General features: G+C 73.9%; 1 protein-coding gene. It reads right to left on the bottom strand.

The features are described 5' to 3' along the window. Positions 1 to 5: 5 nt before the first annotated feature. Positions 6 to 15,056, bottom strand: coding sequence for a type I polyketide synthase (locus tag EV186_RS40270; RefSeq protein ID WP_481808313.1), 15,051 nt, complete (start codon positions 15,054 to 15,056; stop codon positions 6 to 8). Positions 15,057 to 15,159: the final 103 nt, after the last annotated feature.

Here is a 15,159-nt window from a genome sequence, read left to right as displayed (position 1 = left end):
GTTGGTCACGACACACCAAGCTCTCTGTCGATGTAGTCGAAGACGTCCTCGGCCGACGCGTCCGCCAACTGCACGGCGACCGTGCCGGGACTCGCCTCGGTCAGCCGGGCGGTGAACCGCTGCAGGCGCGCGGCCAGCGCGGTCCGGTCGACGCCACCGGCCAGCAACGTCTCGAGGTCGGCGCTGAGCCGGTCGAGTGGATCCGGCGCGGGAGCGGCGGAGCCACGCAGCTGTTCGAGCAGGCGGGCGGTCAGGTCGTTGGGCGTCGGGTGGTCGAAGACGAGGGTCGCGGGCAGCCGGACGCCGGTCGCGGTGGCCAGCCGGTTGCGCAGCTCGACCGCCGTGAGGGAGTCGAAACCCAGCTCCTTGAACGACTTGTCGGCACCGATGCCGTCCGTGCCGCGGTGGCCGAGCACGGTGGCGGCGTGCGCGCGGACCCGGTCGAGCACCGTGCGGTGCTGCTCGGGTTCGGGCAGGCGAGCGAGCCGGTCGGCAAGCGAGGTCTCACCCTGCTGCGCCGCGTCATGAGATGCCGCAGTGCTGACCCGCCGAACCGGTCGCCGGACGAGGTCGCTCAGCAGCGCGGGCACCGGATCGGCGGTGCGCAGCCGGGCGAGGTCGAGCGGCATCGGAACGAGGTGACCGCGCGGGTGGCGCAGTGCCGCGTCGAACAACGCGAGGCCCTGCTCAGCGGTGATCAACACACCTGCGCGGGCCCGGTCGTGCTCGGACAGCTGCCCGGTCATCGCGCTGGCCTGCTCCCACAGCCCCCAGCCGAGCGAGACGGCGGGCAGGCCGAGGGCGCGCCGGTGCTGGGCGAGCGCGTCGAGGTAGGCGTTGGCGGCGGCGTAGTTGGCCTGCCCGGGTGAGCCGATCGTGGCCGACGCCGAGGAGAACAGCACGAACAGGGCGAGATCGGCGTCGCGGGTCAGCTCGTGCAACACGGTCGCGGCGTCGACCTTCGGCCGGAACACGGTGTCCAGACGCTGCCGGGTGAGCGAGTGGAGCACGCCGTCGTCGAGCACGCCCGCCGCGTGGATCACGCCGGTCAGCGGGTGCTCGAGCCCGGCGAGCAGCGCGGCGACACGGTCACGGTCGGCGGCATCGCAGGCCGCCACGGTGGCACTGGCGCCCAACTCGGCCAGTTCGGCGACCAGCTCGGCCGCACCGGGCGCGTCGGCGCCGCTGCGGCTGGTGAGCAGCAGGTGCCGGACGCCGTGTGCGGTGACGAGATGGCGGGCGAGCAGGCTGCCGAGCAGGCCGGTGCCGCCCGTGATCAGCACGGTGCCGTCCGGGTCGAGCGGGCGTGGGATCGTCAGGACGTTCTTGCCGACGTGACGAGCCTGGGCCATGTGCCGGAAGGCGGCCGCCGCGTCGCGGACGTCCCAGCCGGTCACCGGCAGCACGTGCAGCACGCCCGCGTCGAGCAGATCGAGGATCGTCGCGAACATCGCCGTCAGCCGCTCGGGCCCGGCCTCGGCCAGGTCGAAGGCGCGGTAGGTGAGGCCCGGGTAGGCGTCCTCGACGCCGGACCGGTCGCGCAGATCCGTCTTGCCCATCTCGATAAACCGGCCGCCCGGCGCCAGCAGCTCCAGCGAGGCGTCCACGAACTCGCCGGCGAGCGAGTTGAGCACGACGTCCACACCCCGGCCGTCGGTGAAAGCACGGAACGCCGGCCCGAACTCCGTGGTGCGCGACGACGCGAGGTGGTCGTCGTCGAGCCCCAGCTCGCGCAGGACGTGGTGCTTGGCGGGACTGGCGGTGGCGAACACCTCGGCACCGAGGTGCCGAGCCAGCTGGACGGCGGCCATGCCGACGCCACCCGCCGCCGCGTGCACCAGCACCGACTGTCCGGGCCGGACGTTCGCGAGATCCACCAGGCCGTAGTAGGCGGTCAGGAACACCGTCGGTACCGACGCCGCCTGCGCGAACGTCCACCCGGGACGCATCACGGCCAGGGCCGCGCGCTCGGTCACGGTGACCGGGCCGAAGCCGTCGGCGAACAACCCGAACACCCGGTCGCCGACCCGCAGGTCGCTCACCTCGGCGCCGACCTCCAGCACGACGCCCGCGCCTTCGGTGCCCATGCCCGACTGGTCGGGCACCATGCCGAGCGCGATGGCGACGTCGCGGAAATTCACGCCCGCCGCCCTTACTCCGACCCGAACTTGCTGTGGTGCCAACGGTTGCCCGGCGTTCGGGGCGTCGACCAATGCCAGGTGGTCCAGGGTCGTGCCGCCGCTGACGTCCAGGCGCCACGGCGTTTCCGGGAGGGTGGCAGGCGCGACCGCGCGGGCCAGCCGTGGGGCGAACACCTCGCCCGCGCGCACGGCCAGCTCCGGCTCGTCCGGCAGGCCGAGCGCACGCAGCAGGCCGTCCCACGAGTCGGCGCGACCGTCGAAGTCGATGACGTGGCAGCGGCCCGGGTTCTCGGACTGGGCGCTGCGCAGCAGGCCGTGCACGGCCGCACTGCCGAGGTCGCCGACGTGCTCGCCCGCGTGTACGCCGACCGCGCCGGTCGTCAGCACCACGAGTCGCGCCTTGGCGAACCGGTCGTCGGCCAGCCACGCCTGGGCGACCGCGAGCGCTTCGGCGGCGGCGTCGCGTGCGGACGCCGGCTCGCTCTGCCACAGCACGACTTCGGGGTCGGCCACACCGGCCTCGACGGCGGTGGCCAGTGCGTCGAGGTCCGGGTACCAGACCACCGCACCGATGCGGGTGAGGAGCTCTTCGGCGACCCCGGCCTGGTCGGCACCGATGACGGCGAGCCGGTCCACGGGAGTGCCGTCGGCGGTGAGCGATGCCCAGTCCACTTGGAACAGTGCGTCGACCGGAGCGCCGGAGTCCGCGGGCCGGAACGCGAGGGAGTCGATGGTGGCGACCGGCTCGCCCAAGGCGTCGGCAACGACGACCTCGACGGTGTTCTCTGCACGCGCGGTGATCCGGGCCCGGAGGGTGGTGGCGCCCTCGGCGTGCAGGCTGATACCCGTCCACGAGAAGGGCAGCACCGGTCCGGTGAGCAGGCCGCCGAGCCCGGCCGCGTGCAACGCCGCGTCGAGCAGCGCCGGGTGCAGGCCGAACCGGGCGGCGTCGGCCTGCGCGTCGTCCGGCAGCGCGACCTCGGCCCACACCTCGCCTTCGCTGCGCCACACCGCTCGCAAGCCTTGGAACGTCGGGCCGTAGCCGTACCCGGCGGCGTCGAGCGCGTCGTAGCAGCCGGCCACGTCGACCGGTTCGGCCTCGGGTGGCCACGGCATGAGCGCGACCGGGTTGGCCGGTTCGTCGGTCAACCGGCCGGTGACGTGCTGGGTCCAGTCGCCGTCGAGCGTGGCGGCCGGTCGCGAGTGGACGGTGAACTCGTGATCTCCATCGACCCGAACCTGGATGGACACCGCGCCCGTGGCGGGAATGGTGAGCGGGGTCGTCGTGGTCAGCTCGGCGACCTGGCCGCAACCGACCTGGTTGCCCGCACGCACGGCGAGGTCCACGAACGCGGTGCCGGGCAGCACGACCGTGCCGCCGACGGTGTGGTCGGCGAGCCACGGGTGGGTGGCCAGCGACAGGGTGCCCAACCACAGCACGCCCGCGCCCGCGACCGGCACCACGGTGTCGACGAGCGGGTGGTCGACGCTGTTCAGCGCCACGGCGCGCTTCGGGCGCGGCCAGTAGCGTTCGCGGTCGAAGGCGTAGGTGGGCAACGCAATCGCGGCGGCCGGCGGCAGCACCGACGGCCAGTCCACGGGCAGTCCGCGCACCCACGCCTCGGCGAGTGCGGTCAGCCAGCGGTCCCGGTCACCGGCGCCGCGGCGCAGCGTGCCGAGCACGATCCCGTCGCCGGCCATCGCTTCGTCGATGCTCATGGTCAGCACCGGGTGCGGGCTCACCTCGATGAACGTGGTGCGACCGGCCGCGCGCACGGCGTCGACGGTCTGGTCGAACCGGACGGTCCGGCGCAGGTTCTCGTACCAGTAGCCGGCATCGAGTTCCTCGGCGTCCAGCACCCCGCCGGTCACCGACGAGTAGAACGGGATGCCGCCGGCTCGCGGCGTGATCGAGGCGAGGTCGGCCAGCAGCCGGTCGCGGATCGCCTCGACGTGCGCCGAGTGCGACGCGTAGTCCACCGGTATCCGGCGGGTCCGATCCGGTTCGGCGGCCAGCAGCGCGTCGAGTGCGTCGGCGTCGCCGGAGACGACTGTCGACAGTGGACCGTTGACGGCCGCCACCCCGAGCACGTCACCCCAGGGTTCGATCAAGCTGGTGGCGTCGTCGACGCTGAGCGCGACCGACACCATGCCACCGCGGCCGGACAGGTGCTCGGCGATCGCCTGGGCCCGCAGCACCACGACCCGGGCACCGTCCTCGACGCTCAACGCGCCGGCGACCACGGCGGCGGCGATCTCGCCCTGCGAGTGGCCGATCACCGCGGCCGGCCGGATACCGGCCGACTGCCAGAGCCGGGCCAGCCCGACCATGACCGCCCAGAGCGCGGGCTGGACCACGTCGACCCGGTCGAGCTCCTTGCCGCGCACCACATCCAGCAGCGACCAGTCGACGTACGGGGTGAGGGCGCGTTCGCACTCCTCGATGGCGTCGCGGAACACGGGCTCGGCGTCGAGCAGGCCGGCCGCCATGCCGACCCACTGCGCGCCTTGACCGGGGAAGACGAACACCGCGCCGCCGGGATTCGTGGCGATCCCGCGCACGACGTCCTCACCGAGCACGACCGCGCGGTGGTCGAGCGTGGCCCGCGCGGTGGCCAGCGTCCAGGCCATCGCGGCCGGATCTTCGTCCACCGCCGCGATCCGGTCGAGCTGGGCGGACAGGCTGCGCTCGGAGTTGGCCGACAGGACCCACGGAACCACCCCGTCGACCGGGGTGCGATGCGGTGCCTCAGTTTCCGGCGCCTGCTCGATGATCACGTGCACGTTGGTCCCGCTCACGCCGAACGACGACACACCGGCCCGGCGCGGGCGACCCGCGTCCGGCCAGTCCCGGCCCTCGGTGAGCAGCGCGACCGCACCCGAACCCCAGTCCACCTCGGGCGTCGGAGCATCGACGTGCAAGGTGGGCGGCAGGTACTCGTGGCGCAGCGCCTCGACCATCTTGATGACGCCCGCGACGCCGGCCGCGGCCTGGGTGTGCCCGATGTTGGACTTGATCGAGCCAAGCCACAGCGGCTGGTCCGCGGGCCGGTCGGCGCCGTAGGTGGCCAGCAACGCCTGCGCCTCGATCGGGTCACCGAGCCGGGTACCGGTGCCGTGCGCCTCGACCACGTCCACATCGGACGATGCGAGACCGGCGTTGGCCAAGGCTTCGCGGATGACCCGCTGTTGCGACGGGCCGTTGGGCGCCGTGAGCCCGTTGGACGCGCCGTCCTGGTTGACCGCCGAGCCGCGCACGACCGCGAGCACCCGATGCCCGTTGCGCCGCGCGTCGGACAGGCGTTCCAGCAGCAGCACGCCGACGCCTTCGCCCCAGCCCGCACCGTCGGCGGCCGCGGCGAACGACTTGCAGCGACCGTCCGCGGCGACGCCGTTCTGCCGGCTGAACTCCGTGAACACCCCCGGCCGGGCCATGACGACCACGCCGCCGGCCAACGCCATCGAGCACTCGCCCGACCGCAACGCCTGCGCGGCCAGGTGCAGCGCGACCAGCGACGACGAGCAGGCGGTGTCGACGGTGACCGCGGGCCCTTCCAGGCCGAACGTGTAGGACACCCGGCCGGACACGACGCTCGCGGCGCTGCCGGTGGCCACGTGGCCCTCGACGCCGTCCAGCGAGCCGTCCAGCAGGGCCAGGTAGTCCTGGCTGTTGGTGCCCGCGAACACGCCGGTCCGGCTGCCGCGCAACGACGTCGGGTCGAGCCCGGCAGCTTCGAAGACCTCCCAGGACGCCTCCAGCAGCAGGCGCTGCTGCGGGTCCATGGCGATCGCTTCGCGCGGGGAGATGCCGAACAGGGCGGCGTCGAACTCGGCCGCCGTGGCGACGAAGCCGCCTTCCTTGGCGTGCGAGCTGCCGGAACGGTCGGCCGCGTCGTCGGCCAGCAGCCAGTCCAGCGACCAGCCGCGGTCGGCCGGGAACGGGCCGATGCCGTCGGTGCCGGACGCCACGAGCCGCCACAACTCGTCCGGTGAGGTGACGCCGCCGGGGTAGCGGCAGCTCATCCCGATGATCGCGACCGGGTCGTCGTGGCGCGCCAGCCCGATTTCCGCTTCCGGGGTGGAGTCGGCGATACCGAGCTGGGTGGCCAGGTACGTGGCCAGCACGTAGGCGTTCGGGTAGTCGAAGACGAGCGTGGTCGGCAGGCTGAGCCCGGTCAGCTCGGTGATCCGGTCGCGCAGCTCGACCGCGGTCAGCGAGTCGAACCCCAGGTCCTTGAACGCGCGCTCGGGCTCGATGGCCTCGGCGGTGGTGTGGCCGAGCACGGCCGCGGCGCCGGTGCGGACGATCTCCAGCAGCACCTCTTGGGGGTCGCCGTCGGCGAGCTTGCGGCGCAGGTCGGCGGAGCCCACCTCGTCGGTCTTCGCCTCGGCCGGAGCGAGCGCGCGGACGACTTCGGGCAGCTCGGTGAGCAGCGGGCTCGGCCGGGCCGAGGTGTAGGCGGGGGCGAACCGGGCCCAGTCGACGTCGGCGACCACCACGCAGCCCAGGTCGTGGTCGAGCGCCTGCGCGAAGGCCTGGATGGCGAGCTCCGGGTCCATGGCGCTCAGACCACGGCGGGCCAGTTGCTCCTCGGCGTCCTCGGTGACCAGCATCCCCGAGCCGGCCCACGGGCCCCACGCCAGCGATGTGCCGCGGCGGCCGGTGGCCCGACGGTGCTCGACCAGGGCGTCGAGGTGGGCGTTGGCGGCGGCGTAGGCGGCCTGGCCCGCGCTGCCCCAGACGCCGGAGACCGAGGAGAACGTCACGAACGCCTCGGCGTCGGGCAGCAGTTCGTCCAGGATGCGCGCGCCCTCGACCTTGGCCCGCAGGACGTCGGTCAGCTCGGCCAGCCCCGCGTCCAGCAGCGGCTGGTACTCCACCACGCCCGCCGTGTGCACGACCGCGGTGACGGGGTGCTCGGCCAGCAGCGTGGCAACGGCGTCGCGATCGGTGATGTCGCAGGCCACCACCGTGACGCGGGTCCCGAGCGCGGTCAATTCCTCGTTCAGCTCGGCGGCGCCGGGCGCGTCCGGGCCGCGCCGGCTCACCAGCAGGAGGTGTTCGGCGCCGCGCTCGGCGAGCAGCCGGGCGACCCGGGCGCCGAGCGCACCGGTGCCGCCGGTGACCAGGACTGTCCCTTGTGGACGCCAGGTGACCGAGTCGAGCGGGGTGGGCGGGGCGTGTCGGACGCGGCGGGCGAACAGGCCGGACGCACGCACCGCGACCTGGTCCTCGGTGCCGTCGGCGAGCACGGCGGCGAGCCGCTCGCCCACGCGCCGGTCGAGGGTCGCGGGCAGGTCGACCAGGCCACCCCAGCGCTGGGGCAGTTCGAGCGCGACGACCCGGCCGAGGCCCCAAACTTGTGCCTGATCGGCGCTGGGCGCCGGGTCCAGCCGGCCGACCGACACCGCGCCTGTGGTGACGGTCCACAGTGGAGTATCTAGCTTGGCGGCGTCGAGCGCCTTGACGAGCGTGACGGTGGCGGCAAGGCCGGTGGTGATCCCCGGGTAGCCGGGGTGGGGGTCGGTGCCGAGCCCGACGAGCGACAGCACACCGGCCGCTTCGCCGACCTCCAGGAGGTCGGCGGCCAGCGGCCAGGGGTCGGTCTCGGCCGGGTCGACGGTCAGCTCCCGCACAGTGGCGCCCGCGGCGCGCAACACCGGCGCTAAGTCCGGCGCGCCCGACGGAGGCGTGATCAGCAGCCACGTTCCAGTGAGCTCGGCGATGGGGTCGGCGGTCGGGCTCCAGCCGGCTTCATAGCGCCAAGAATCCATAGTGGACTGTTCCGATGCGCGGCGGCGCCAGGCCGACAGCGCCGGCAGCACGGCGGCCAGCGCTTCGGTGTCCAGCCCCAGTGCCCCGGCCACCGCGGTCGTGTCGTCACGCTCGATGGCCGCCCAGAACTCGCGCTGGCGGTCGTCCGGCTCGACGACCGCGGGCACGTCCGGGGCGAAGGTGTCGAGCCAGTAGCGCTTGCGCTGGAAGGCGTAGGTGGGCAGCGGGACCCGGCGCCCGCCGGGCACGACAGCGGCCCAGTCGACGTGCGTGCCCCGCACCCACGCCCGGGCCACGGCGGTGACGAACGTGCGGACCTTGTCCTGCTCGCGGCGGGCCACGGGCACAGCGCCGTCGACGTGGGCGGACAGCACGCCGTCCGGGCCCAGTTCTAGGCAAGTGACCACGTTGTGCAGCCGCTGCACGGCGTCGGCGAACCGGACGGTGTCGCGGACCTGGCGCACCCAGTAGCCGGGGTCGGTCACGTCACCGGCGGCGATGATCTCGATGGCCGGCGGGTGGTAGGTGAGCGTGCGCGCCACGGCGGCGAACTCGTCGAGCATCGGCTCCACCAGCCGCGAGTGGAACGCGTGCGAAACCCGCAACCGCTTGTGGCGGCGGTCTTTCCAGTGCTCCGCCAGCCCCGCGATCTCGTCTTCGGTGCCCGACACCACCAACGACGTCGCACTGTTGATCGCCGCGATGTCGATGCCGTCCGGGACCTCGGCCGCGGTGGCCTCGACGGCGAGCATCGCGCCACCGGGCGGCAACGCCTGCATGAGCTTGCCGCGTGCGGACACCAGCGTGCACGCGTCGTCCAGGGACAGAACCCCGGCCACGTGTGCGGCGGCGAGCTCGCCGATGGAGTGGCCGACCAGGTGGTCCGGTGTCAGGCCCCACGACGCGAGCAGCCGGAACGACGCGACCTCGAAGGCGAACAGGGCCGCCTGGGCGTGCTGGGTCTGGTCGAGCAGGTCCTGGTCGTCCCACGGGATCTCGTCCAGGCGCGAGCACACGTCGTCGAGCGCGGCGGCGAACACCGGGAACTCGGCCGCCAGGGCTCGGCCCATGCCCGCGCGCTGCGCGCCCTGGCCGGTGAACAGGTAGGCCAGCCCACCGTCGCGGACGCTGCCGCGCACGGCGGTCAGCCCCTCGGGATCGAACAGCACGGCGCGGTGCTCGAGGTCGGCACGGCCGACCGCGAGCGTGTGGGCGACGTCCACAGGGGACAGTTCGGTGACCGTCGCGAGCGCGGCGCACTGCGCGGTCAGGGCGTCGGCGGTCCGGGCGGACACCGGCCACGCCACCACCGACGGCGACTCCTGGACCGGGGGTTCCGGGGTCGCCGCCGGTGGGGCTTCCAGGACGACGTGGGCGTTGGTGCCGCTGACACCGAACGACGACACGCCGGCCCGGCGCGGGCGGCCGGTCTCCGGCCACGGCTGCGGGTCGGTGAGCAGCGACACCGCGCCGGACGCCCAGTCGACGTGCGGCGTGGGCGCGTCCACGTGCAGGGTCTTCGGCAGGACACCGTGCCGCATGGCCATGACCATCTTGATCACACCGGCCGCGCCGGACGCGGCCTGCGTGTGCCCGATGTTGGATTTGATCGACCCGAGCCAGAGCGGTCGTTCGCGCTCCTTGCCGTAGGTGTCGAGCAGGGCCTGCGCCTCGATCGGGTCGCCGAGCGATGTGCCGGTGCCGTGCCCCTCGACGGCGTCCACATCGGACGGTGCCAGGCCGGCCCCGGCGAGCGCGGCGCGGATCACGCGCTGCTGCGACGGGCCGTTCGGTGCGGTCAGGCCGTTGGACGCGCCGTCGGAGTTGACCGCCGAGCCGCGCACCACAGCCAGGACCTCGTGTCCTTCGCGCTGGGCGTCGGACAGGCGTTGCACGAGCAGCGCGCCGACGCCCTCGCCCCAGCCGGTGCCGTCGGCGGCGGCCGCGAACGAGGCGCACCGGCCCGACGACGCGAGCCCGTTCTGGGTGCTGAACTCGGCGAACAGGTCCGGGCTGGTCAGCACGCTGACCCCGGCGACGAGCGCCTTGTCGCACTCGCCGCCGCGCAGCGCCGCGACCGCGAGGTGCAGGGCCACAAGGGACGACGAGCAGCCGGTGTCGACGGTCAACGCAGGACCTTCGAGACCGAACGTGTAGGCGATTCGGCCGGACATGACGCTGGCCGACGTGCCGGTGATGTAGTGGCCTTCGAGCCCGGCGGCCACGCGCATGCCCACGCCGTAGCCGGACGTGGAGGCGCCGACGAACACGCCGGTCGCGCTGCCGCGCAAGGAATGCGGGTCGATCCCGGCGCGCTCCAGCACCTCCCAGGCGGCCTCCAGCAGCAGCCGCTGCTGCGGGTCCATCGCGACGGCCTCGCGCGGCGAGATGCCGAAGAGGTCCGCGTCGAACTCGGTCGCGTCGTGGACGAACCCGCCCTCGGGCTGGTAGCGACCGGCGGAACCGAGGTCCCAGCAGCGGTCGGTCGGGAACCCCGAGACGGCGTCGGTGCCGGTGGCCACCAGCTCCCACAGATCTTCCGGGCTGCGCACCCCGGCCGGGAACCGGCAGCTCATCGCCACGATGGCGATGGGGTCGTCCTGATCGACGGCCGGGCCGGTGGCGGCGGTCGTCTCGTCGGCGTCCCCGGTCAGGGCGGTGAGCAGGAACCGGCTGACGGCGAGCGGCGTCGGGTGGTCGTAGAGCAGCGTGATGGGCAGCTTCAGGCCGGTGGCGGCGGCGACCTTGTTGCGCACGCCGACGGCCGTGAGCGAGTCGATGCCGAGGTCCTTGAACGGCCGGTTCTTCTCCACCTCGGCGGGACCGGCGTAGCCGAGCACGGCGGCGGTCGCGACCCGCACCAGCTCCAGCACCGCCCGCGCCCGTTCGGCGGCAGGCAACGCCCGCAGCCGGGCCGCCTCGCCGTCGTCCTCGGGCTCGGGGCCGGCCGCGCGGACCTCGGCCAGCTCGCTGATGAGCGGGCTCGGCCGCAGCGCGGTGAACGCCTCGGTGAAGGTCGTCCAGTCGATGTCCGCGATCGTCACGGCCGTCTCACCCGCGTCGATCGCCGTGGCCATCGCGGCCAGGCAGGACTCGACCGGCATTGGGGTGAAACCACGGCGCCGCAACGACTCCGCCGCGCCACCGCGGATGGCCATGCCCGCGCCGTCCCAGGCACCCCAGGCCAGCGCGGTCGCGGGCTGCCCGGCGGCGGCGCGGTGGGCGGCCAGGGCGTCGAGGAACGCATTGGCGGCGCAGTAGCTCGCCTGGCTGCCGCTGCCCCAGGTACCGGCGACCGAGGAGAACAGGACGAACGCCTCGGCGTCCGGCACCAGCTCGTGCAGGTGGGTCGCGCCGAGCACCTTGGCGCGCAGGCCGTCGGCGAAGTCGGCGAGGTCGAGGTCGGTGAGTGGCATGGCAGGGTCGGTGCCCGCGCAGTGCACGACGGCCGTGACGGGGTGTTCGGCGACGAGTGCGGCCACGGCGTCCCGGTCGGCGACGTCGCAGGCCACGACCGTCGCGGTGGCGCCGAGCGCGGCGAGCCGCTCGACCAGCTCGGCGCTCCCCCGCGCCGCCGGGCCTTGACGGCTGGTGAGGATCAGGCGTTCGGCGCCCCGGCCCGCCAGCCAAGCCGCGACCTCGGCACCGAGGGCACCGGTGCCGCCAGTGACCAGCACCGCACCGCTCGGCGTCCACGCCGCAGCCGCGGGGCGCTCGGGTGCACGCCGCAAGCGGCGGACGAGGACGCCGGCCGGCCGGACCGCGACCTGGTCCTCGCCGCTGCCCAGGGCAGTGGCCAGCAGGGCGCCGGTGCGATCGTCCAGTGTGGACGGCAGGTCGACCAGGCCGCCCCAGCGGTCGGGATGTTCGAGCGCGGCCACCATGCCCAGGCCCCAGACCTGCGCTTGCGCCGGGTTGGCGACCGCGTCGCCGCTAGTGGCGGCGACGGCACCGGTGCTCGCGCACCAGAGCGGGACGCCCAGGGTCAGGTCGCTGACCGCCTGGATCAGCGCGACGGTGCCACCGAGCCCCACGGACAGCGTGGGCTCGTCGGGGTGCGGCCGCGCGTCGAGGGCCAGCAGCGACAGCACGCCGGTCACATCCGGGTGGCAGGCCGCGGCGTCGTCGAGGCGTTCGGCGATGGTCCAACGATCGAGGTCGGTGTCGTCCAGGTCGAGGTCGTGCACGTCCGCGCCGCTCTTGCGCAGGGCGTGCAGGCAGTCGGCCACGAGCGCGGTTCGCTCCGCTGGGCAGATCACGAGCCAGGTCCCGGTGAGCCGCCCCGAACCGGAGCCCGTCGGGCTCCAGGCGATCCGGTACCGCCGGTTGTCCACAGTGGACGCTTGTGGAACCGGCCCTGTCGGCACGCTGCTGAGCCAGTAGCGGCTGCGGTCGAAGGCGTAGGTGGGCAGGTCCACCGGGCGCCCGTGCGGCACGACCGCGGTCCAGTCGACGTCGACACCGTGCACGTGGGCCTCGGCCAGTGCGGTCAGCCAGCGCTCCTGGCCGCCCTCCCCGCGCCGCAGGGTGGCCAGCACCGCACCGGCGGTTTCGGTGTCCTCCAACGTTTCCTGGACCGCCACGGTGAGTACGGGGTGCGCACTGACCTCGACGAAGTTCGACCGCCCGGCCGCGATGAGGTGGCGGGTGGCCTGCTCGAAGCGCACCGGCTCCCGCAGGTTCCCGTACCAGTACGCGGCGTCCAGTTCGCTCGCGTCGATCAGCTCGCCGGTCAGCGAGGAGCAAATGGGCGTTTCGGCGGGTTGTGGCGTGACGGTGTCGAGGTCGGCCCGCAGGCGCGCCTCGATGGCTGCGACCTGCGCCGAGTGCGAGGCGTAGTCGACGGCGACGCGGCGGGTGCGGTCCGGGTGCGCGGCCAGCAACTCCTCGATCGCGGCGGCGTCCCCGGAGACCACGGTGGCGGAGGGGCCGTTGGTCGCGGCGATGGCGAGCCCGTCCCACGGCGCGATCAGGTCGGCGGTCACCGCGGCGCTCGCGGCGACGGAGACCATGCCGCCCTTGCCGGTCAGCTCGGCGGCGATCGCCCGTGCGCGCAAGGCCACGACCCGGGCGCCGTCGGCCACGCTGAGCGCACCGGCGACGACCGCGGCGGCGATCTCACCCTGGGAGTGTCCGAGGACGGCCGAGGGAACGACTCCGGCCGAGCGCCACAACGCGGCCAGCGCGACGTGCACGGCCCACGACACCGGCTGCACCACGTCGACCCGGTCGAGGGTGGGTGCGCCCGGCGCCGCGCGCAGGACGTCCACCACCGACCAGTCGACGAACTCCGCCAACGCGGCGGCACACTCGTCGAGCCGGGCCCGGAACACCGGTTCCGTGTCCAGCAGACCGGTGGCCATCCCTGCCCACTGCGATCCCTGGCCGGGGAACACGAACACGACGCCGCCGCGGCCGGGCTCCCCGGTACGGCGCACGACGCCAGGTGCGTCCTCGCCGGCGCCGAGCGCGGTCAGGCCCGCGCGCAGCGCGGCGCGGTCGGCGCCGAGCACGACGGCCCGGTGCTCCAGGGCGGCCCGCGAGGTGATGAGGGCGTGGCTGACGTCCACATCGGACTCATGGACGATGTCCAGCAACCGGCCGGCCTGCCCAGTCAGCGCGGCCGCCGTCTTGGCCGAGAGCACCCACGGCAGCAACGCCGGGCGCTCCGACGCCTCGGCTTCGGCCACGTCGGTGGCCGGTGCTTCTTCGAGGATGACGTGGGCGTTGGTGCCGCTGACCCCGAACGACGAAACCCCCGCGCGACGCGGATCGTCGCGGCGGGGCCACGGCCGCGACCGCGTCAGCAACTCGACCGCACCCGCCGTCCAGTCGACGTGCGGGTTGGGTTCGTCGACGTGCAGCGTCGCGGGCAAGACCGCGCGCTGCAACGCCATGACCATCTTGATCACTCCGGCGACCCCGGCCGCGCCCTGGGCGTGGCCGATGTTCGACTTGACCGAGCCGAGCCACAACGGCTGGTCCGCGGCCCGGTCGGCGCCGTAGGTGGCCAGCAACGCCTGCGCCTCGATCGGGTCGCCGAGCGTGGTGCCGGTGCCGTGGGCCTCGACGGCGTCCACATCGGACGCGGAGATGCGCGCCGCGGCCAGAGCCGCGCGGATGACCCGCTCCTGCGACGGGCCGTTCGGGGCGGACAGGCCGTTGGACGCGCCGTCCTGGTTCACCGCGGAACCCTTGACCACGGCGAGGATCCGGTGCCCGTGGCGCTGCGCGTCGGACAGCTTCTCCAGCACGAGCACGCCCGCGCCCTCGGACCAGCCGGTCCCGTCGGCCGCGGCGGAGAACGCCTTGCACCGCCCGTCCGCGGCCAGACCGCGCTGGCGGCTCAGTTCGGTGAAGATGTCGGGGTTGGTCATCACGGTGACGCCGCCTGCGAGCGCGAGGTCGCACTCCCCCGCGCGCAACGCCTGCGCGGCCAGGTGCAAGGCGACCAGCGACGACGAGCACGCGGTGTCGATGGTGACGGCGGGGCCTTCGAGGCCGAGGGTGTAGGACACCCGGCCGGACACGACGCTCGCCGCGTTGCCCGTCAGCAGGTGCCCCGCACCCTCGGGTAACTCACGCACGCCGAGGCCGTAACCGGAGGTGGCCGCGCCGACGAACACGCCGGTCCGGCTGCCACGCAACGACAACGGGTCGAGGCCCGCGCGTTCGACGGCCTCCCAGACCACCTCCAGCAGCAGCCGCTGCTGGGGGTCCATGGTCAGCGCCTCGCGCGGGCTGATGCCGAACAACGCGGCGTCGAAGTCGGCGACGTCGCGCACGAAGTTGCCGACCTTGACGTACGTCGTGCCGGGGTGCTCCGGGTCCGGGTGGTAGAGCCGGTCGAGGTCCCAGCCGCGGTCGGCCGGGAAGTCGCCGATGCCCTCCCGGCCCTCGTCGACCAGCCGCCACAACTCCTCGGGCGTGTCCGCCCCGCCGGGGTAACGGCAGGCCAGCGCGACGATCGCGATCGGCTCCCGCTCGCGGGCTTCCGCGAGCGACAGGCGCCGCCGGGTCTGGCGCAGATCGGCGGTGAGCCGCTTGAGGTAGTCGAGGTACTTCTGGTCGTCCGCCACTAGAGCGTCACCTCTCCCGGCAGGCGTTGGCTTCGGCGTCCCGGTCCGCGCATCACTCACCGGGGTCGCGTTTGCGCTGCTGAGAGGGGTCGCGCCTCGGTTCTCGGCCGTTGTGGTGACGATATGAGCGCCCCGAACCCCGGTGACACCCCTAGCGGCCCCA

It is taken from the genome of Labedaea rhizosphaerae (assembly GCF_004362825.1).
Classification (GTDB): Bacteria; Actinomycetota; Actinomycetes; order Mycobacteriales; family Pseudonocardiaceae; genus Labedaea; species Labedaea rhizosphaerae.
The sequence above is the reverse complement of the archived record's forward strand: the minus strand, read 5'-3'. Positions and strand labels throughout refer to the sequence as shown.